Origin of the sequence: Streptomyces nanhaiensis, assembly GCF_046614825.1 — a bacterium.
GTDB classification, from domain to species: Bacteria; Actinomycetota; Actinomycetes; order Streptomycetales; family Streptomycetaceae; genus Streptomyces; species Streptomyces radiopugnans.
On sequence record NZ_JBKJFM010000067.1, the window covers coordinates 1 to 20,158 of the forward strand.

At 74.8% G+C, this 20,158-nt stretch carries 17 protein-coding genes; 3 read left to right on the forward strand and 14 right to left on the reverse strand.

Annotated elements, in window-relative coordinates; genetic code table 11:
* Positions 1–227: 227 nt before the first annotated feature.
* Positions 228–1,283, reverse strand: a complete 1,056-nt coding sequence (murQ, locus tag ACLIYP_RS16175; protein ID WP_412713839.1) for an N-acetylmuramic acid 6-phosphate etherase — start codon at positions 1,281–1,283, stop codon at positions 228–230.
* A 139-nt stretch (positions 1,284–1,422) separates the two neighbouring features.
* Positions 1,423–2,358 (reverse strand): MurR/RpiR family transcriptional regulator, encoded by a 936-nt coding sequence (locus ACLIYP_RS16180; RefSeq protein WP_093659185.1) that lies wholly within the window; start codon positions 2,356–2,358, stop codon positions 1,423–1,425.
* Between the two features lie 119 nt (positions 2,359–2,477).
* Between ACLIYP_RS16180 and ACLIYP_RS16185 the strand changes: the two genes are divergently transcribed.
* Complete coding sequence (locus ACLIYP_RS16185) at positions 2,478–2,885, forward strand: hypothetical protein (RefSeq protein WP_412713840.1); 408 nt, start codon at positions 2,478–2,480, stop codon at positions 2,883–2,885.
* Entirely contained in the window at positions 2,882–3,163 is a 282-nt protein-coding gene (locus ACLIYP_RS16190) for a DUF4031 domain-containing protein (RefSeq protein WP_412713841.1), read from the forward strand. Before ACLIYP_RS16185 ends, ACLIYP_RS16190 begins: the two co-directional genes overlap by 4 nt.
* A gap of 32 nt (positions 3,164–3,195) precedes the next feature.
* Here the strand turns inward: ACLIYP_RS16190 and ACLIYP_RS16195 are convergent, their stop codons facing one another.
* The 4 genes from ACLIYP_RS16195 to ACLIYP_RS16210 form a co-directional block, all read right to left on the reverse strand.
* Positions 3,196–4,515, reverse strand: coding sequence for a SpoIIE family protein phosphatase (locus tag ACLIYP_RS16195; RefSeq protein ID WP_412713842.1), 1,320 nt, complete (start codon positions 4,513–4,515; stop codon positions 3,196–3,198).
* Positions 4,512–5,312, reverse strand: coding sequence for an alpha/beta fold hydrolase (locus ACLIYP_RS16200; protein WP_412713843.1), 801 nt, complete (start codon positions 5,310–5,312; stop codon positions 4,512–4,514). Before ACLIYP_RS16200 ends, ACLIYP_RS16195 begins: the two co-directional genes overlap by 4 nt.
* A gap of 172 nt (positions 5,313–5,484) precedes the next feature.
* Positions 5,485–6,717, reverse strand: coding sequence for a Cmx/CmrA family chloramphenicol efflux MFS transporter (locus ACLIYP_RS16205; RefSeq protein WP_412713861.1), 1,233 nt, complete (start codon positions 6,715–6,717; stop codon positions 5,485–5,487).
* A gap of 186 nt (positions 6,718–6,903) precedes the next feature.
* Positions 6,904–7,665 carry an HD domain-containing protein gene (locus ACLIYP_RS16210; protein ID WP_412713844.1) on the reverse strand — a complete coding sequence of 254 codons (762 nt, stop codon included), beginning with the start codon at positions 7,663–7,665 and terminating at the stop codon, positions 6,904–6,906.
* 58 nt (positions 7,666–7,723) lie between these two features.
* Between ACLIYP_RS16210 and ACLIYP_RS16215 the strand changes: the two genes are divergently transcribed.
* Positions 7,724–8,425 (forward strand): copper homeostasis protein CutC, encoded by a 702-nt coding sequence (locus ACLIYP_RS16215; RefSeq protein WP_412713845.1) that lies wholly within the window; start codon positions 7,724–7,726, stop codon positions 8,423–8,425.
* Between the two features lie 64 nt (positions 8,426–8,489).
* Here ACLIYP_RS16215 and ACLIYP_RS16220 read toward each other — a convergent pair whose 3' ends face one another.
* The 8 genes from ACLIYP_RS16220 to ACLIYP_RS16255 all read right to left on the reverse strand — a co-directional run bounded on the left by ACLIYP_RS16220 (position 8,490) and on the right by ACLIYP_RS16255 (position 19,951).
* Complete coding sequence (locus tag ACLIYP_RS16220; RefSeq protein ID WP_412713846.1) at positions 8,490–10,109, reverse strand: YfcC family protein; 1,620 nt, start codon at positions 10,107–10,109, stop codon at positions 8,490–8,492.
* Positions 10,106–11,059: a carbamate kinase gene (gene arcC / locus ACLIYP_RS16225; RefSeq protein ID WP_412713847.1), complete on the reverse strand. Its 954-nt coding sequence runs from the start codon at positions 11,057–11,059 to the stop codon at positions 10,106–10,108. Before arcC ends, ACLIYP_RS16220 begins: the two co-directional genes overlap by 4 nt.
* Before the next feature lie 14 nt (positions 11,060–11,073).
* Positions 11,074–12,078 carry an ornithine carbamoyltransferase gene (gene argF / locus ACLIYP_RS16230; protein WP_412713848.1) on the reverse strand — a complete coding sequence of 335 codons (1,005 nt, stop codon included), beginning with the start codon at positions 12,076–12,078 and terminating at the stop codon, positions 11,074–11,076.
* Positions 12,079–12,161: 83 nt separating this feature from the next.
* A complete protein-coding gene (locus tag ACLIYP_RS16235; protein ID WP_412713849.1) occupies positions 12,162–13,385 on the reverse strand; it encodes an arginine deiminase in 1,224 nt (407 codons plus the stop codon).
* Between the two features lie 291 nt (positions 13,386–13,676).
* On the reverse strand, positions 13,677–16,775 hold the full coding sequence (locus ACLIYP_RS16240) for a non-ribosomal peptide synthetase (protein WP_412713850.1): 3,099 nt from the start codon (positions 16,773–16,775) through the stop codon (positions 13,677–13,679).
* A gap of 191 nt (positions 16,776–16,966) precedes the next feature.
* Positions 16,967–17,704 carry a sulfotransferase-like domain-containing protein gene (locus tag ACLIYP_RS16245; protein WP_412713851.1) on the reverse strand — a complete coding sequence of 246 codons (738 nt, stop codon included), beginning with the start codon at positions 17,702–17,704 and terminating at the stop codon, positions 16,967–16,969.
* On the reverse strand, positions 17,701–18,684 hold the full coding sequence (locus tag ACLIYP_RS16250) for an aldo/keto reductase (protein WP_412713852.1): 984 nt from the start codon (positions 18,682–18,684) through the stop codon (positions 17,701–17,703). Before ACLIYP_RS16250 ends, ACLIYP_RS16245 begins: the two co-directional genes overlap by 4 nt.
* 70 nt (positions 18,685–18,754) lie before the next feature.
* Positions 18,755–19,951 carry an argininosuccinate synthase domain-containing protein gene (locus ACLIYP_RS16255; protein ID WP_412713853.1) on the reverse strand — a complete coding sequence of 399 codons (1,197 nt, stop codon included), beginning with the start codon at positions 19,949–19,951 and terminating at the stop codon, positions 18,755–18,757.
* Positions 19,952–20,158 lie beyond the last annotated feature (207 nt).

A 20,158-nucleotide genomic window follows, 5' to 3' on the forward strand; every position in this document is an offset into this window, starting at 1 on the left:
GCAGGGTCGGGGTCTCGCCGACTGCCGCCTACCGCCACTTCACCGGTCAGGGCGACCTGCTGATGGCGGTCAAGGAGCAGGGGCAGCGCGGACTCGCGGCGACGATGGAGCGGTCGGCCGGCCCCGGCCGCGGGCCGGCGGCCTCTCCGGTTCCGTTCCGCGCACGGGCCTGCGGCCGGGGACGGGTGCGCCGCGACCGGGACGTCCGGGCCGGGCGGGGCGGGCCGTCAGCCGCGTGCCGCCTCCAGGGCCGTGCGCAGCCGCCCGCCGGACTCCCTCAGCAGGCGCTCGGCCGTGGGGCCGTCCACCTCGCCCAGGATGGTGAGGATCGCGTTCTTCACCTCGCCGCCGGTGGCCGCGAGCGCCGACTCGATCCGCTCGTCGCTCGCCCCCGTGGCCAGCGAGACGATACGGCGGGAGCGGGCCCGCAGCTTCTCGTTCGAGGCGCGCACGTCGACCATCAGGTTCCCGTACGTCTTGCCCAGCTGGATCATGGTGATGGTCGAGATCATGTTGAGGACCAGCTTCTGGGCCGTGCCCGCCTTGAGCCGGGAGGAGCCGGTGATCAGCTCCGGTCCCACGACGACCTCGATGCCGTGGTCGGCGGCCGCCGCCAGCGGTGAGCCGGAGTTGCAGGACAGCCCGACCGTCAGCGCCCCCAGCCGCCGCGCGTGCTCGACCGCGCCGACGGTGTACGGGGTGCGCCCGGAGGCCGACACGCCGACCACCACGTCGCCGGGGCCCAGCCCCAGCCCGTCGAGGTCGGCGGCGGCGAGGTCGGCGCGGTCCTCGGCGCCCTCGGCCGCGCTGACCAGCGCCTCGGGGCCGCCCGCGATCAGCCCGACGACCTGGGAGGGGTCGGTGTCGAAGGTGGGCGGGCACTCGCTGGCGTCCAGTACGCCCAGCCGCCCGGCCGTCCCGGCCCCCGCGTAGACCAGCCGTCCGCCGCGCGCCATCCGCTCGGCGGTGGCGTCGATGGCGGCGGCGATGCGCGGGAGCTGGGAGGCGACGGCGGTGGGGACGGTGGCGTCCTCCCCGTTCATGACCCTGGCGATCTCCAGGGTGGGGAGCCGGTCGATCTCGGACAGGTCGCTGCGGAACGCCTCGGTGGTGAGCGTGTCCAGTTCGGCGCGCAGTCGGCCGTACGCGCCGTCCGGGGCGAGTGGGCCGAGGGGGTCGAGGGGGGCGCGGGAGTCGTCGGGTGCGCCGGGTGCGCCGGGATCGCCGGGATCGCGGCCGGGATCACCGGGTCCGTGGCCGGCGGCGGTCGGGAAGGAGGTCATGACGGTGCGGCTCTTTCCGTTCTTCCGGGTGCCGGGGCCGGCCACCGGTGCCGGCGCCCGGGGATGGGTGTGGGGGGTTGGGCGGTCCTGCTCGGGCGGCCGGTGGGTCGTGCGGTCGCGGGGCGGGGTGGAGGGACGGTCAGCGCTGCCGGGGCGAGTGGCGGTGGGCCAGCGCCTCGTAGGAGGCCGACAGCGCGGGGGCGGCGGTCTCGTAGGTGCGCTGTGCCACGCCGATGAACAGGCAGTCCACGACCAGCAGTTGGCTGGTCCGGCTGGACATGGCCGCCGGGCGCAGTTCGCTCTCGCGCGCCGTGGAGGTGGTCAGCACGTGGTCGGCGTACTGCGCGATCTCCCCGTCCGGGCGGCCGGTGACGGCCACGGTGGTGGCACCGTGGTCGAAGGCGACGCGCAGCGGTTCGATCACGTCCACCGTACGGCCGGAGTGGGTCACCGCCAGGGCGACGTCGCCGGCGCGCAGCTGCACGGCGCCGGTGACGGCCAGATGCGGGTCGGCGTGGGCGTGGGCGACCAGGCCGATCCGCAGCAGCTTCTGCGCCAGGTCCTGGGCGACCAGGGCGGAGGCGCCGGCGCCGTAGAGGTCGATCCGGCGGGCGGAGGCCATGGCGTGCACGGCCGCCTCGACCTGGCCGGGATCCAGCCCGGCGGCGGTGTCGGCGAGGGTCTGCCGTTCGTCGTGGGCGAGCTTGGCTATGACGTCCTCGATGGGGTCGTCCACGGCGATGTCGGCGGTCACCGACGGGGAGGCGCCGGACGCCTGCTGCGCGGCGAGTCCGGCCAGCGCCAGCCGCAGGTCGCGGTAGCCGGGATAGCCCAGCAGGCGCGAGGTCCGCACGACGGTGGCCTCGCTGGTGCCGGTGCGCTCGGCGAGGCCGGTGACGGTGAGCTGCGCGCATCCGGCGGGATCGCCGGCGACGGCCTCGGCGACGCGCTGCATGGAGCGGGTCATCGAGGGGGCCATGGTGCGCACCTTGGCGGCGAGGGCGGCTGGTTCGGGTGGACCGGGGCGACGGCCCGGCGCGGTGTCGCGGACCGCACCGGAGAAACTTTCCTTCATTGTGTTGTTCACATGGCGGAAGATATTTTCGCCGTGCGGGGCCGTCAAGACGTCCGTCGCCTTCCGCGGCCGCGGTGGGCGGGGCGGTTCCACCGGTCGTCTGCTCCAATGGAAGGGCTATGACAGAGGAGCATCCCCCTTCCCCCGGTTCCGATCCCCGCGACTCCGGCCCCCGCGGCCTCGAACGCGCCCTCCACACCGGCCGGGCGCTCGTCCTCGCCGACCTCACCGCCTGCGGCATCGCCGAGGCCGAGGTCGTCTCGCTGGTCGAGGAGGCGGTCTCCCACCGCCGCTGGTGGGTCGAGCAGTGGCCCGAGGGCGCCTCCTTCGTCGCGGGCCTGATCGCCCAGGACGTCCAGGACGCCCTGCTGGACCGCCGGGGACGCTGGCCGGGCTGCCCGCTGTGCGGCGGTCCGGAGGAGCACGCCCTCGACGTCGAGCCCGAGCTGGGCCCGGACCCGCACTGGGTGTGCGGCCGGACGGCGACGGCGGTGGCGCCCGTCGGGGAGCTGGGAAGCGCCCGGTGACCGTCTACATCGACCCGCCCGAGTGGCCGGGCCACGGGATGCTGTGGTCGCACCTGGTCAGCGACGTCTCCTACGAGGAGCTGCACGCGTTCGCCGCCGCCGCCGGCTGCCCGCGCCGCGCCTTCGACCGCGACCACTACGACGTACCCGCCCACCGCTACGAGCGGGCGGTACGGCTGGGCGCGGTCGAGGTGGGCAGCAAGGAGCTGCTGCGGCGGCTGACGGAGGCGGGCCTGCGGCGGCGCAGGCCCGCGCGCCGGGTGGTCACGGCACCCTGACCGGCTCCGGCCCGCCCTGCCCGCCCTGCCGGTCAGGCCCGTCCGGGTCCGTCGGGCCCGTCCGGGTCCTCCCGGGGGGCGGGGACGCCGAGGGCCAGCACGGCGGTGTCGTCGTCCACGCCCTCGCCCAGGCCTTCCAGCAGGGCGCCGACGGCGGCGACGGCGCCCGCGGCGCTCGTCGGGGCCAGTCCGGCGGCGAAGTCGAGCAGGGCCTCCTCTCCGTAGCGTTCCCCGTACCGCTCCTCGTGGCGCCCTCCGTACCGCTTCCCGCGGCGGCCGGTGCGGGCCTCGGTCAGCCCGTCGGTGTACAGCAGCAGGGTGTCGCCGGGGGCCAGGCGCACGGTGGTGGCGGTGAAGTGGGCGTTGGGCAGCACCCCGACCAGCTGGCCTCCGGGGGTGTGCAGGTATTCGGCGGTGCCGTCGGCGCGCAGCAGCAGGGCCGGCGGATGGCCGCCGCTGGCGAGGACGAGGCCGCAGCCGTGCTCGCCGGGGGTGAGCAGGCCGTGGACGACGGTGCAGAAGCGCGGGTCGGCGCCGTGGTTCTCGTGCTCCAGGACGGTGTTGAGGTTGGCCAGCACCCTGACCGGGTCGGGGTCGGAGGCGCTCGCGGCGCGCAGCGAGTAACGGGCGAGGGAGGTGACGGCCGCCGCCTCGGCGCCCTTGCCGGACACATCACCGAGGAACAGCCCCCAGCGTCCGCCGGAGACGGGGAACAGGTCGTAGAAGTCGCCGCCGACCTCGTCGGCCGAGGCGGTGTGGTAGTGCGCGGCCAGCTCGGTGCCGGGGATGCCGGGCAGGGCCGGCGGCAGCAGGCTGCGCTGGAGGGTGGTGGCGAGCTGCTGGACGCGTTCGCGCTCGCGGTCGGCCTCCCGGCGGGCGCGCAGCAGCTCGGTCTCGTAGGCGCGGCGGTCGCGGGCCTCGAAGACGGAGGTGCGCACCAGCGGTGGCCGTCCCCCCGAGCCGTCCCGCACCGTGGAGGCGACCATCACCGGGAGGCGGCTGCCGTCGGCCGCCTTCATCTCCAGGGCTATCCCGCCGATGCGGCCCTGCATCCGCAGCAGCGGGGCGAGGTGGGTCTCGTGGTAGATCCTGCCGCCGACGGTGAGCAGGTCGGAGAAGGTGCGGCGGCCGACCAGCTCCTCGCGGCGGTAGCCGAGCCAGTCCAGCAGGGTGGCGTTGACCTTGACGATCCTGCCGTCGGGGAGGGTGGAGAGCTGGCCGCACGGCGTGTTCTCGTACAGGTCCTCCGGGTCGTCCTCCAGATCGGCCTCCAGGTCCCCGCCGCCCCCCGGTCCCGGCGCGGCCTCCGGCCGGTCCGGTCCGTCCGGTCCGGGGCCCGCGCGGGAGGTCACCGCGCCCTCGCGAAGGAGGCGATGGCCTCGGCCGTCGGCCCCGGGGCGCTCAGCTGCGGGCAGTGCCCGTGGGCGTCCAGGGTGACCAGGGTGCTCCCGGCGATCCTGTCCCGGACGAACGCCCCCACCTCGCGCGGGGCCAGGGTGTCCTGCGCGCACTCGACCACCAGCGTCGGCACGGTCACCCCGGCCAGGTCCTCGCGGTTGTCGGACAGGAAGGTGGTGCGGGCGAAGACGCGGGCCATGCGCGGGTCGGTGCGGCAGAAGCTGTTGGTCAGCTCCTCGCCCAGCTCGGGCCGGTCCGGGTTGCCCATGATCACCGGCGCCATCACCGACGACCAGCCCAGGTAGTTGCTCTCCAGCGACTCCAGCAGCTCCTCGATGTCGGCCTCGCTGAAGCCGCCCCGGTACTCGCCGTCGTCGATGTAGGACGGGGAGGGGGTCAGCAGGACCAGCCCGGCGAAGCGCTCCGGCTCGCGCAGCGCCGCCAGCACCCCGATCATGGCGCTGACCGAGTGCCCCACGAACGTCACGTCCCGCAGCTCCAGCCCGCGGCAGATCTCCAGCACGTCCTGCGCGTACCCCTCCAGCGAGGAGTACCGCTTCTCGTTCCAGGCGGAGGGGTCGGAGTCGCCGGAGCCCACGTGGTCGAAGAGCACCACCCGGAACTCCTCGGCCAGGACGGGCGCCACCAGGCGCCACATGTTCTGGTCGCAGCCGAATCCGTGAGCCAGCACCACCACCGGCCCGTCCTCCCGGCCGGTGACGGTGACGTTGTGCCTCCGGAAGACGTCCATCTCGCATGTCCTCTCACCCGTGGTCCGTGTCCCCCGGACGCCCGGGCGCGCTCGGAACGCGGGACGCCGGCCGCGGGCGGCCTGCGGGTTCACTGGTCACCGAGGTTAACGCCGTACCCCGAACAGGACGTACCGGGGCGTTCCGGTGAGAGGACGCTCACGCCCGGACGGGTCAGCCCGCCGCCTCGGTGACCGGTGCGGAGCCGTCGGCGGCCGCGTCCGCGGGTGAGCCGGCCACCACGCGGGAGGAGGAGGTGCGCCGGTGCCACCGGGAGGCGGCCACCGTCGCGCCGACGGCCGCGGCGGCCAGCAGCGCGCTGACCCAGGAGACGCCGGTGTAGCCCCAGCCCGCGGTGATCACCAGCCCGCCGACCCAGGGGCCGATGGTGTTGCCGATGTTGAACGCCGAGGTGGTCGTCGCGCCCGCCAGGGTGGGGGCGGCGCCCGCCACCTCGAACATCCGGGCGTTGATGGCGGGCGCGGTGAAGAACGAGGTCACCCCCAGCCCCAGCGCCAGCCCGACGGCCGCCACCGGGAGGTGCGCGGTGAGCGCCAGCAGCGCCAGCACGGCGGTGGTGGCGGCCAGACCGGCGTACATGGCGCCGAACAGGTGGGCGTCGCCGACCCGGCCGCCGAGCGCGGCGCCGATCAGCGCGCCGACCCCGTACAGCGCCAGCACGGTCGGCACCCAGCCCTCGCCCAGACCGGCGGTGTCGGTGAGCAGCGGGGAGAGGTAGGAGAAGAGGCAGAAGGTGGCGGCGGCGTTGAGCGCGGTGATCACCAGCGCCAGCCACACCTGGCCGTCACGGTAGATCCGCAGCTCGCGGCGGAGCACGGGCCGGTCCGCTCCGGTGGGCGGCCGGGTGGGCGGCACCAGCGCCAGCACCCCGGCCACCCCGACCGCCGCCAGCAGGGCCACCGCCCAGAACGCGGCCCGCCAGCCGGCGTGCTGCCCCAGGAGCGCCCCGGCCGGTACGCCCAGGACGTTGGCGACGCTCAGCCCGCCGATCATCACCGCCATCGCCTTCGCCTTCGCGCCCGCCGGGGCCAGCGACACGGCCACCGCCGCGCCCACCGCCCAGAACCCGGCGCACGCCAGCGCGCTCACCACCCGCGAGGCGAACAGCACCTCGTACGTCGGCGCGAGGGCGCCGGCCACCTGCCCGGCCCCGAAGACGGCCAGCAGCGCCACCAGCGTGGTGCGGCGGGGCAGCCGCAGCGTCGCACCGGCCAGCACCGGGGCGCCGACCACCATGCCGACGGCGAAGGCGGAGACCAGCAGCCCGGCCTGCGGGATGGACACCGACATGTCGCGGGCGATCGGCTGGAGCAGCCCGGCGATCATGAACTCCGAGGTGCCGAGCGCGAACACGGACAGCCCCAGGACGTAGACGGCCAGGGGCATGCGGGGACGCTCGGTGCGGCGCGGAACGGCCGCGGGCGCGGCGCCGGCGGAGGACTCGGGCGGGGTGCCGGGGGTTTCACCGGAGGCGGCGCCGGGATCGGGATGGGGCATGTACGGGCCCAACATCACCGGCGGTTCCCCCATTCCTCGCCGTTCCCGTTCGCCCCCTTGGTGCCGGAAAGTTCTTTACGCCCCCGAGCTGCGGGCTTCCCCGCCGTCCGTCGCACCGCTCGCCCCGCCGTCCGCCCCGCCGCCCTCGCCGGCCGACAGCAGTTCCAGCTCCGTGGCCAGGTTGCGGCGGGCGGTGTGCTCCCAGTGCTCCCGGCCGTAGCGGGTGCGGTACAGGGAGGGCAGGCCCAGCAGGTGGCGCAGGACCTCGGCGCGTCCGGTGCGGAAGGCCTCGTCGGGGACGAAGCCGTACTCCTCGCGGACGGCCGCGGCGTAGGCCGCGTACTCCTGCGGCGACCCGGCCAGCACCGCGAGGTCGGCGTCGCAGAGCACCTCGCCGCCCGTGTCGCCGGGGGCCGGGTCGTGGCCGGCGGTGAGGCGGACCAGCCGGGCCACCTCGGCTGCCAGGGCGGGGGAGGCGCCCGCCTCGGCCAGGGCGCGCTCGGCGAGGCGGGCGCTGCGCTCCTCGTTGGCGGAGCGGTCCGGGAGGTGGACGGCGTCGTGGAACCAGGCCGCCAGCGAGACGGCGGCGACCTCCCCGGGGCCGGAGCAGTGCGCGGAGAGCAGGCCGACGCGGTCCAGGACGGCGATCAGGTGGTCGGTGGTGTGGTAGCGGCGGTGGGGCTCGGCCCAGCGCGCGAGGAGGTCGTCGGCGTAGGCGTACGGGGAGGGGGTGTCCGCGGGCAGGTCCGCCTCCGGGCGGCGGACGGCGAGGAGGGTCCGGACCCAGCGCTCGCGCAGTCCGTCGTGGGCCGGATGGCGGTTCTTCGGCGTGGCCATGACGCAATTGTGTGCCCCGTCTTCCCGGCGTGTCCCGCGATATGGCAGGCTCCGCTATATGTCTAGACCAATCCTCGAAGTGATCGCCCTCGACGCCCAGGACGCGATCGCCGCGCAGACCGGCGGGGCGGACCGCCTCGAACTGGTCGGCGACATGGCCTCCGACGGCCTCACCCCCGCCCGTGAGACCTTCGCCGCCGTCCGGGAGGCCACCGACCTGCCGGTGCGCGTGATGCTGCGCGCGGCGGACGGGTTCGCGGCGGGCGGCGAGGCGGCGCTGGAGGCGCTGCGCGAGCGGGCGCGCGGCCTGCGCGCGGAGGGGGCGGAGGAGTTCGTGCTCGGCTTCCTCGACGACACCGGGCAGCCCGACCTCGCCGCGATCGGCGCCGTCCTCGACGCCGTCCCCGGCTGCCGCTGGACCTTCCACCGCGCCATCGACCGCTGCGCCGACCGCGCCGGGCTGCGCAAACGGCTCGACGGCTACCCGGGCCTGGACGCCTACCTCACCGCCGGCTCCGCGGACGGCGTGGCGGCGGGCCTGGCCGTCCTGTGCGCCGAGGCGGCCCGTACGGCCGCCGGGGAGCCCGGCTACCTCCCGCTCCTGATGGCCGGCGGCGGCCTGGACCTCGGCCACGTCCCCGCCCTGCGCGCGGCCGGGGTGACCGCCTTCCACATCGGCGGCGCGGCCCGCCTCGGCGGCTGGGACACCCCGGTCTCCCCGGACGCGGTGCGCACCTGGCGCGAGGCGCTGGAGGGCTGAGCGGGCCGGTTCCCCGGTGCCGCCGGCACCGGGGAACCGGCCGGGCGCCCCCGTCGGGGCCCCGTCAGGACACCGCCGCGCCGACGGCCAGGAAGGCGGCGACCACCACCAGCAGTACGCCCATCAGCGGTGCGACGAAGCGCAGGTACCGGTCGTAGCGGACCTTGGCCAGGGCCAGGCCGCCCATGACCACCGCGGAGGTGGGGGTGACCAGGTTCACCCAGCCCGAGGCCGACTGGTAGGCGGTGACCACCAGCGCCCGGCCGACGCCGGCGAAGTCGGCCAGCGGCGCCAGGATCGGCATGGCCAGGGCCGCGTGGCCGGACGAGGAGGGCACGAAGAACGCCAGCGGGATGTTGACCAGGAACACCAGCACCCCGAAGACGGCCGAGGAGGTGCCCGAGACCGCGCCGCGCAGGCTCTCCAGGATGGTGTCGGTCACGGCCGCGTTGTTCATGATCACCGTGACACCGCGCGCCAGCGCGACGATCAGCGCCGCCCCGACGAACTCGCCCGCCCCCGCGGTGATCCCGTTCACCGTGCCCTTCTCGCCCAGCCCGCCGATGAGGCCGACCGCGACCGCGGCGACCGTGAAGAGGGCCGCCAGTTCGGCGAAGTACCAGCCCAGTGTCGGGACGAGGCCGATGCCGAGGTCGGACCAGGGCACCACGGCGAAGACCATGAACAGGAAGGTGGCCGCGAAGACCCCGAGCACGGCCCGCTGCCGGCCGGTGAGCGCGGCCCCGTCCGCCCCGTCGGCGGCGCGCAGCGCGTCGTCCTCCTCGGTGGCGGCGACCAGGGACCGGGAGGGGTCCTGCGCCACGCGCCGCGCGTAGCGCAGCACGTAGCCGGCCGCCAGCGCGGTGAGCACCACCCACATCAGCAGCCGCAGGACGATGCCGTCCCCGGTGCCGATGCCCGCGCTGTCGGAGGCGACCCCGGTGGCGAAGGGGTTCACCGTGGAGGCGAGGGTGCCGACCCCGGCCCCGACCATGATCACGGAGGCGCCGACCATGCGGTCGTAGCCGAGCTTCAGCACCAGCGGGATCATCAGCCCGTAGAAGCCGAGGGTCTCCTCGGCCATGCCGTAGGTGGTGCCGCCGAGCGAGAACACGGCCATCAGCACGACGATCAGCACGGCCCGGTGGTGCCGCAGCCGCCGGGCGAGGCGTGCCACGCCCGCGGTGAGGGCGCCGGTGCGCATGGTCACGGTGATGAACGCCCCGACGGCCAGGATGAACAGGAAGACCCCCGCGGCGCCCGCGAAGTCCCCGCTCGCACCGGGCGAGGTGAGGCCGGACTCGGCGTCGGTCACTCCGTACAGGCCGTTGACGGGCGCCAGGAACAGGTCCTTGAGCCGGTCCCAGAAGCCGGTGGTCAGCTCGACCGGGTGGTAGGTGCCGGGGACCGGGGCGCCGTCCTCGGTGTCGTAGCGGCCGGGCGGGATGACGAAGGTCAGCGCCCACACCGCGACGGTGACGGCCGCCAGGACGGTGAAGGCCGACGGGAACCGGGAGCGCTTCTCCCCCTTCTCCGTCCTCCCCGGGCCTCCCGCCTCCCCCGGGCCGTCTCCGTCCGCCTCGCCCCGGGTGCTCCGCGGGGCCCTCGTGTCTTCCGCGTCCCGCGCGCCGGCCGGGAGGTCCGCGTCCGCTCCGGGGACCGGAGCCTTGCCGTGTCTGGTCATGTCGGGTCCTGCGCCGCGTCGGGGCCGCCCTCGGGGTGGCGGCCGCTGGGGGTGACGACGGTGCCGGCGGCGCCGTCGAGGATGGCCCGCGCGTCGTCCAGGGAGCCGATGGCGGCCATGCCGCCGGTCAGCTCCACGAACCGGCACGCGGCTTCGGCCTTCGGGCCCATCGAGCCGTCCGGGAAGTCGAGGGACCGCAGCGCGGCGGGCGTGGTGCGGATGATGGGTTCGGCGTCCGGCGTGCCGAAACCGCGCACCACGTGGGGCACGTCGGTCAGGAGCAGCAGCGCGTCGGCGTCCAGGGCCTCGGCCAGCAGCGCCGCGGTGAGGTCCTTGTCGACGACGGCCTCCACACCGGTGAGCAGGCCGCGCTCGTCGCGGACCACCGGCACACCGCCGCCGCCCGCGCAGACGGCCACGGCGCCGGAGTTCAGCAGCAGCCGGATCAGCCGGGTCTCCACGACCCGCTGCGGCCGGGGCGAGGGCACCACCCGCCTCCACCGCCCGCCGTCCTCGCGGACCGTCCAGCCGCGCTCGGCGGCCAGCCGTTCGGCCTCCTCCCGCCCGTACACGGGGCCGACGAACTTGGTCGGGCGGGCGAAGGCCGGGTCGGCGGCCGACACCAGGGTCTGGTTGAGCAGCGCGCAGACCTGGCGTCCGGGCAGGGCGTTCTGCAGGGCCTGGAGCAGCCAGTAGCCGATCATGCCCTGGGTCTCGGCGCCCAGCACGTCGAAGGGGTAGGGGGAGCTCAGTGAACGGTCGGCCGCGCTCTGCAGGGCCAGCACCCCCACCTGCGGGCCGTTCCCGTGGGTGATCACCAGCTCGTGCCGGTGGGCCAGCGGCGCCAGGGCGGCCACGGCGGCGCGCACGTTGGCCTGCTGCACGGCGGCGTCCGGCCGTTCCCCCCGGCGCAGCAGGGCGTTGCCGCCCAGTGCCACGACGATGCGCATGCGGTCCACCTCCCTCACCCGGCCAGGGTGGCGACGAGCACGGCCTTGATGGTGTGCAGCCGGTTCTCCGCCTGGTCGAAGACGATGGAGTGCTCCGACTCGAACACCTCGTCGGTGACCTCCAGGGCCTTCATCCCCGTCCGCGCCAGGACCTCCGCCCCGACGGTGGTGGTGTCGTCGTGGAAGGCCGGCAGGCAGTGCATGAACCGCACCCGCGGGTTGCCGGTCGCCTCCAGCGTCTCCGTGTTCACCTGGTACGGCCTGAGCAGGGCTATGCGCTCGTCCCACAGCCGTGCCGGCTCGCCCATGGACAGCCACACGTCGGTGTAGACGAAGTCCGCCCCCGCGACCCCCTCGCGCAGGTCGTCGGTGAGCGTGATCCGCGCGCCGGTGTCGCCGGCGATCCGCCGGGCCCGCTCGACGACGGCGGGGGCGTTGCGCATCGCCTCCGGACCGACCATCCGCACGTCCATGCCGAGCATCGCGCCCGCGACGAGGAGGGAGTTGCCCACGTTGTTGCGCGCGTCGCCGAGGTAGGCCAGCCGGACCTCGCCCAGCGGCTTGTCGGTGTGCTCCCGCACGGTCAGCACGTCCGCGAGCGACTGGGTGGGGTGCCACTGGTCCGTCAGGCCGTTCCACACCGGCACCCCGGCGTACCGGGCGAGTTCCTCCACCTTCCCGTGGTCGCTGCCCCGGTACTCGATCCCGTCGTAGTAGCGGCCCAGCACCCGGGCGGTGTCCTTGACGGACTCCTTGTGGCCGAGCTGCGAGCCGGCGGGGTCGAGGTAGGTGACGTGCGCGCCCTGCTGGTGCGCGGCGACCTCGAAGGCGCAGCGGGTGCGGGTGGAGGTCTTCTCGAAGACGACGGCGATGTTCCGCCCGCGCAGCCGCTGCTGCTCGGTGCCCGCGTAGCGGTCGGCCTTCAGCCGGACGGACAGGTCGAGCAGGTGGCGGAACTCGGGCACGGTGAAGTCCAGTTCCTTCAGGAACGATCGGTTCCGCAGGCTGGTGGTGGTCATGGAACGGCTCCTTTGCCGTGGACGGGACGGTGGACCGGGGGCGGCGGGTACGGGGTACGGCGGTCGCGGCGGGTGCGGGGCGCTCAGACGGCGTCGCGCTCGATGGGGCAGCTCATGCAGCGCGGCCCGCCGCGCCCGCGGCCCAGCTCGCTGCCGCGGATGGTGATGACCTCGATGCCGTTGCGGCGCAGATGGGTGTTGGTGGTGACGTTGCGCTCGTAGGCGAGCACCACGCCCGGCTCCACGGCCAGCACGTTGCAGCCGTCGTCCCACTGCTCGCGCTCGGCGGAGTGCACGTCCTGGGTGGCGCTCAGCACCCTGATCGAGTCCAGCCCCAGCGCGTCGGCGATCACCTCGTGCATCAGCTCCGGCGCGTGCGAGGTGACCCGCAGGCCGGTGCCGTCGGGGCCGGGCTCGACGGTGGCGGTCGGCAGCATGCCCAGCTCGCCGTACTTCACGAAGGTGTCGCCGCCGACCATGGTCATCACGGTGTCCAGGTGCATGAAGCTGCGGCGCTTGGGGAGGGCGACCGTCACGACGCGGCGCGCCGACCCCGCCGCGAACATCCGCAGGGCGAGGGCCTCCACGGCCTGGGGCGTGGTGCGCTCGCTCAGCCCCACCAGGACGGCCCCGTTGCCCAGGACCAGGACGTCACCGCCCTCGATGGTGGACGGGTAGGCGGACTGCCCCTCGCTCCAGAGCGCGAACTCCCCCTTCTCGAACAGCGGATGGTGCCGGTAGACGGCCTCGAAGTGGACGGTCTCCCTGCGCCGGGCCCGCTTGCTCATCGGGTTGACGCTCACCCCGTCGTACACCCAGCAGGAGGTGTCGCGGGTGAACAGGTGGTTGGGCAGCGGGGCGAGCAGGAAGTCGTCCGGCGCCGCGGTCCGCAGCCGCACGCCCGGTATGTCGCCGGTGCGGTGCAGCAGTTCCCGCTGGGTGATGCCGCCGATGAGGAGGGTGGTCAGCTCCACCGGGTCGAGGGAGTCGAAGAAGGCGCGTATGCGGTCGGTGGCCAGCGGGCCGAACTCCCGCTCGTCGAAGACCCTGTCGTGCACCATCTCCCGCGCGGCGGGCCGGGCCAGCGTCTCGGCGAGCAGGTCGGCGAGCAGGTGCACGCGCACGCCGCGGTCCCGCAGGGTGTCGGCGAAGGCGTCGTGCTCCTCCCTGGCCCGCTTGACCCACAGCACGTCGTCGAAGAGCAGCTCGTCCTTGTTGGAGGGCGTCAGCCGCTTCAGCTCCAGGCCGGGCCGGTGCAGGACGACCTGCCTCAACCGGCCCGCCTCGGAATGGACGTGGAAGGACATGGCTGCTCCTCGAAGGCTCCCCGCCCGGCTTCCGGGCCCGGTTCTCCGCCGGCGGGACGCGCCGGCGTTCATCTGAAGCCTTCCATCGCGAGCGCCTTTCCCCGGCCCGGCGAAGGTCCCTCCTGCCAGGCCACGGGGCACGTCGTTCGATACCCGGATACCGGTGTCCGCCGGGCCGTTCGGCCCTGGCGCGCCGCGGGCGGGGACGCGACGGCGCCCGTCCCGCCGGCGGAACCACCGGCGGGACGGGCGAGGCGGGCGGGACGCGGAGGCGGTGCGCGCCCGGCCTGTTCAGCCGTCCGCGGCGGGGACGGTCTCGTGCCACTCCACGCCCAGGGACCGCACCAGCTCGTGGCAGTTGCGGCCGAATTCGGGGGAGGGGACGTCCCGGAAGAGCCCGCCCAGGTCCCCCGGCCCGTCGTCCGGGTCGGGCAGGACCATGGCCAGCCGCTGGAGGGAGGGGGAGCTCTGCGCCGCGACCAGTTCGCGGAACTCCCGGTACGTCACGTGCCGCAGGTCGCGCGCCGGGCCGAAGCGCCCCATGAGGTCGTCCAGCCGGGTCGGTTCCCGCTGCACCACGTGGAAGGTCTCGCCCAGGCGGCACTCGCGCACCGCCGCCGAGATGAACCGGCTGACGTTGTCCACCGGGGTGAAGTCGCCCCGCGCCCCCGTCTCGAAGCGGACGCCGAGTTCCGCGCACGCCGTCAGGACGAACTCGGCGAGGCTGCCGCCGTGGCTGAGGACGCCGGTGCGCGAGTGCGGCATCACCTCGCCCATGCGGTACAGGCTCACCGGGAGGCCGTACCGCCGCCGGGCCTCGCGCAGGAGCGCCTCGGCGACCCACTTGCTCCGGCTGTAGCCGTCGCCCGGCACCTCCTCGGCCGCGGGGAAGGCGTCCTCGTCGGGCACCGGGCCGCCGTGGGACACGCGGGGCAGGATGCCGAGCGTCGACAGGTGGTGCACGGGGCTGGCCGGCCCGGGGCCGGTGCGGGCGAGCCGGACCACCTCACGGGTGCCGAGCACGTTCACCGCGCGTAGACGCCGGTAGGGGTAGACGAGGTTGACCTCCGCGCCCGCGTGCACGATCGTGTCCGTCCACTCGGCCAGTTCCCGGAAGCCGGACCCGGACAGCCCGAACCCATCGGCGCCGAGGTCGCCGCGCACGACCCGGACCCGGTCGTCGCCGCTGCCGACGGGCAGGCCGTAGTGGCGGGCGCGGGCGTCGAGCCGGGCGCGGGCGGCCGCGTCGTCCCCGGCGTTGACCAGGCAGGCGACGGTGGCCGTCGTGGACCGCAGCAGCTCGTCCAGCAGGTGGATGCCGATGAATCCGGTGCCGCCGGTGAGGAGGACGTGCCGCGGCGGGGCGACGGCCGCGGACCGCGGGTGCGGTACGGCCGCCGGACAGGCCGGTTCCGGAGCGGCCGGTTGCGGGGAGTCCGGTTCCAGGGCGGCGGCGTCGGCCAGCATCTCCCGGTGGACGGCCGCCTCCCCGGCCTCCGGGCCGCCCCGGGCGATCAGCCGGACCTGGGCGGCGACGGTCGGCGCCTCGGCGATGTCCCGCACCGACAGGCGCAGGCCGAACAGGTCGCGCAGGCGCAGTACGAGCCGCTGGGCGCTGAGGGAGGTGCCGCCGATCTCGAAGAAGCCGTCCCCCGGGCCGGGGGTGACGCCCAGGAGCTCGGCCCACAGGGAGCGGACGGTCCGCTCCGGGTCGCCGCCGGGGGCCGGACCGCCCCCGGCGCCGCCGCTCCCGGGCGCCGCGGCCCGCTCAGCCGCGCTCCGCTCCGCCGCGTCCGGCCCGTCCAGCAGCCGCGCCAGGGCCCGGCGGTCGGCCTTGCCGTTGGGGGACAGGGGCATGCTCTCGATCCGCACGAACCGGTCGGGCACCAGCTCGGCCGGGAGCAGCTTCCCGGCCCGCGCCCTGGTGTCCGCGAGGTCGATGTCCTCGCGGGCGACCACGGCCGCGACCAGGGTCTGGCCGTCGGCCTCGCCCCGCAGCACCACCCGCACGTCCTGGACCCCCGGCAGCGTCAGCAGCGCCCGCTCGACCTCCGCCGGTTCGATCCGCACCCCGCGCACCTTGAGCTGGTCGTCGCGCCGCCCCACGAAGTACAGGCAGCCGTCGGCCCGGTAGTGGCCGAGGTCGCCGGTGCGGTAGAGGCGGTCGCCGGGGACGTCGGGGAAGGGGTTGGGCACGAACGCCGCCCCGGTGCGCTCCGGGTCGCCGAGGTAGCCCAGTCCCAGGCAGTCGCCGCCGATGAGGATCTCGCCGGTCTCGCCCGTGCCCAGGCGCCGCATCGAGGAGTCCACGACCACCGCCGAGGTGTTGTCGATGGGGCGGCCGACGGGTATCTCCTCACCGGTGCCGCCGTCACCGCCGTCACCGCCGGCGCCCGCGGTGACGGTGTGGAAGACACTGCCGATCGACGCCTCGGTGGGGCCGTAGGTGTTGGTGATCGCCGTGCCGGGCAGCAGCCCGTGGAACCTGCGGACCGCCTCCACGTTGATCGCCTCGCCGCCCAGCAGGACGTGCCGCAGGGAGCCGGCCGCCCGCACCAGCGCCGGGTCCGAGGCGAGCAGGTCGACGAGCACGGTGAAGATCGACGGCACGAAGTCGGTGATCGTCACCCCGTGGCGGCCGATCTGGTCGACGGTGCGCTCCAGGTCGAGCAGCCCGTCGCGGCGCGGCATGACGACGCTGCCGCCCATGGTCAGCGGCCACAGCAACTGCCACAGCGACGAGTCGAAGACCGACCGGCTGTTCTGGAGCGCCACGTGCCCGGCGCCGAACCTGCGGGTCATGTAGAGGAACCGGTTGAGCAGGCCGCGGTGCACGTTGAGCGTGCACTTGGGCAGGCCCGTGGTGCCCGAGGTGAAGAAGCCGTAGGCGAGGTCGGTACGGCCGGGGCGCCCGCCGGCGGGGGCGGCGTCGGTGCCGTCCAGCTTCCGGTGGTCGGCCACGAGGGCGCGGGCGCAGCCGGCCGCCTGGGCCGGGGTGCGCGGGGAGACGACGGCGATGTCGGTGCCCAGGCCCCGCAGCAGCGCGCCGATCCGCTCCCGGGGCCAGCCCGGGTCGAAGGGGATGAAGGGGACTCCGGCCTTCATCGCCGCGACCATCGCGAGCGGGAGCTCCATCCCGTCGCTCACCAGCAGGGGGAGCAGCGTCTCCCGGCGCGCGCCGTGGTCCACGAGCATCGCGGCCAGGGAGTTGGCCCTGCGGTCCAGCTCCCGGTAGCTCAGCGTCGCGCCGTCGTAGTACAGCGCGTCGGCGTCGGGGGTGGCACGGGCCTGCTCCTCGATCAGGTGCAGGGTCGTCGCGGTGCCCCGCGGGTACGGTACGCGGCGTCCGTTGGGATCGGGCAGCGCGGGCGAGGACGTGCTGGCTGGCATCGTGGACCCCAATCGAGTGTGGTTCCAGGCGTTTCCAGGCGTTTCCAGGACTGCTCTGCGGTACGGGCTGTGCGGGTGGGGCGCTGTGCGGGCTGGGCTGTGCGGGCCGTGCGGGCCGCCGCGCGACGGGGCGCGCGGCGGCTGTGTGCTGCGTGTCGCGTGCGGCGGGGCTCGCGGTGGCGCGCGGGCCCTCAGACGGCGGGCAGGACGAGGGAGTGGGAGCGCAGCTCCTCGTAGAAGGGCAGGTGGTGCCGGAGGTAGCCGGCCAGCACCGGGCTGTCGTCGACCGTGACGGCGTGGCGCCGGTCGCTCTGCCGGAAGCCGGAGCTGCGGGCGACGTCCCTGTGCCACCGGCTGGTGCGGCTCCACTCGGAACGCTCCCCCGACTGCCAGGACAGGGCCCGCTCGTCGTAGGGGATGCCGACGGCCTCGCAGTAGGCGCGGACGGTGTCGCCGGGGCGCTCGACGAGGACGTCGGCGTCGACCACGACGGGGTCGCGCCCCGTCTCCCGGCGGACCCGGTCGAATATCTCGTACTGGTGCTCGAACCCGATCTCCGGGAGCTTCACGTCGGGGTTCACCGCGTGGTGCGACTCGATGGCGCGCCGCGGGTCGCGGACGATGAAGGTGTGCGTGACGGCCTCGGCCAGCGGCAGCGCGTCGAAGAGGCGGGCGTGCGGGTACTCGGTGGTGTCCTTGAAGAACACCGGCGTCCTCGCCGACTCCGCCGTGAACCCCCGCAGCACCTCCTCCGGCGTGGCGAGGCGCCGCCCGCCGACCTCGACGTGGTGCCCGGCGGCCAGTTCGGAGAACGGCTCGTGGTACGCGCGGAAGTCGCCGCGCTGCACCATCATCCGGAAGAAGGCCGTCGACATCGCCCGCGGCGGGGACCACAGGGCCAGCACCGCCGGCCGTACGGGGGCGCTCACTGCGACCACTCCGTCGGCTCCCGGTCCCAGCGGTGGGCGCGCAGCTCGCGCATCAGCTCCTCGGGCAGCCGGCGGCCGTCGCTGACCGCGATGTTGGCGGAGACGTGCCCGGGGCGGCGCATGCCGGGGATCACGGTGTGCACGTCGTCGTTCTGCAGGATGAAGCGCAGGGCCAGTTCGGGCAGCGTCATGCCGTCGGGGACGATCTTCTTCAGCCCCTCCGCGCGGTCCACGCTGGCGTGCAGGTTCTCGGGCACGAAGTAGGAGGCCCGCCAGTCGCCCTCGGGCCAGGTGGTGTCCTTCGTCAGCGTCCCGGTCAGGGTGCCCTCGTCGAACGGGACGCGGGCGATCACGCCGATGCCCAGCTCCCGGCAGAGCGGGAAGAGCTCGTCCTCGGGCGCCTGGTCGAAGATGTTGTAGATGACCTGGACGCTGTCGATCAGGCCGGTCCGCAGCACCTCCGTCGCGTTCCAGGGCTCCCAGCGGTTGATGCTGATGCCGATCCCGTCGACCATGCCCGAGGACCGCAGCGCCTCGACGGTGGCCAGCCAGCGCTCGTCCCGCGCCCAGTGGTCCTCCCACACGTGGAACTGCATCAGGTCCACACGGGGGACGCCGAGGTTGCGCAGGCTCTTCTCGGTGTACTCCATGACGTGGTCGTACGGGAACACGTCGTCGACGTCGGAATCCCGGGTGGAGGGGAACCTCCGGTCCTTGGGAGGGATCTTGGTGAAGGCCTTCAGCCCCTTGCCCGGATTGGCCGCGAGGAGCTTCCCCAGCAGGACCTCGCTGTGCCCGCGGCCGTAGATCCACGCGGTGTCGAACGCGTTGCAGCCGAGGTCCACGGCGAGCTGGAGGGCGGCGAGACTCGTCTCGTCGTCCGCTCCCTGCCAGCCGCCGGGACCGGCGCCGACCCCCCACATCCCGTAGCCGATCTCCCCGACCCGCCAGCCCAGCCGGCCGAATGTGCGCTGAAGCATGTCTGTTCCCCTGTGAGCGAGTGGACAGGTGTGCGCGAGTGCGCGGGAAGGCGCGGAAGCCGCCCGCGGGTCATCCGGAGGCGGGCCCGGAGAGGGGCGCCGAGTCCCAGTTGTGGCCGCCTCCGCCGGTGAACCGGCGCTGCCGCAGGACGTCGGCGCCCCCGCCGATCTCCGGCAGCGCCCGCCCGACGACGCCGCCCTTGTAGAGGTCGAGCCGGACGGTGGCGTCGGCCGGGCCGGCGATCTCGGCCAGACCGGCCCGCGCCGCCCGGGCGGTACGGCCGTGCGCCGTCCCCTCGTAGACGCAGACCGCGAGCTGCCGGGCGAGGAACCGCGCGGTGTCCGCGGCGCCCCGGTCGGTGACCGTCTCGTAGGCGGCGCGCACCGCGTGCGACAGCAGCTCCATGCCCGGCGCCTCGTACACCCCGCGGCACTTGGTGCCGTTGATGCGGTGCTCCACCACGTCGGTCAGGCCCAGCCCGTTCCGCCCGCCGACGGTGTTGGCCAGCTCCAGCAGTTCCTCCGGCGGCAGGCGGCGGCCGTCGAGGGCCACCGGGCGGCCGTGCTCGACGGTGACGGAGACCGTCTCCACCCGGTCCGGCGCCTGCCGGGGCGACACGCCCATCAGCCGCTCCAGGCCCGCCGCCGTGGTGCCCAGGTCCTCCAGGCCGGCGTCCTCGTGGGAGGTGCCCGCGAGGTTGCCGTCGACGGAGTGCTCCGCGGTGTTTCCCGGCATGCACACCAGGCCCGCCGCGGCGATGTGGCGGGCCATCGCCTCCCGGTCGGGCAGGGCGGCCAGCACCTCCGGGTCGCGCCAGGGGGCGAAGACCGCGAGGTCCGGCGCGAAGTGCGCGCCGTAGCGCTCGAAGCGGCGCTGGTCGTTGCCGCCGCCGACGCAGCCGTGCGCCAGTACGCCGACGCCGGCCCGGCGCAGCCCGGGCACCGCGTGCTCGACGATGACGGCCCGGGACAGGCCCGTGGTGTTCCAGTAGCCCCCGTCGTAGTGGGCCTGGAAGGCGACGACGTCGAGCGCCGCGTCGGCCATGGCGCGCCGGGCGTCCACCTCGTGCACCGGTATGCCGGCCGCGCGCACCGCGCCGGTGAACTCGCGGAAGTCCTTCTCCGGGCACTGGCCGATGTCGAGGACGAACGCCTCCACGTCGTATCCGCCGCCGTGCAGCCAGGAGGCCAGCGCGAGGGAGGAGAGTCCTCCCGAGAGGCAGATTCCGATCTTCCGCCGCTTCAGTTCGGACAGCGAGAGGTCCACCCATCCTCCAGGGGAGATGCGCCTGCGCTCCGGTATTCGCACCGGGCTGTGCGATACGGGGGACATGCTGTCCAACCCGCGCGGGCGGGGGGAAGTGAGCACCGCGGGGCATGATGCTGCAATGCGTAAACCTGAAGGCGTTGTACATGGGCGGAAACCGGGCCAACCCGGAACCGCCCGGCATCCCGCGCCGCGGTCCCGGGAGCA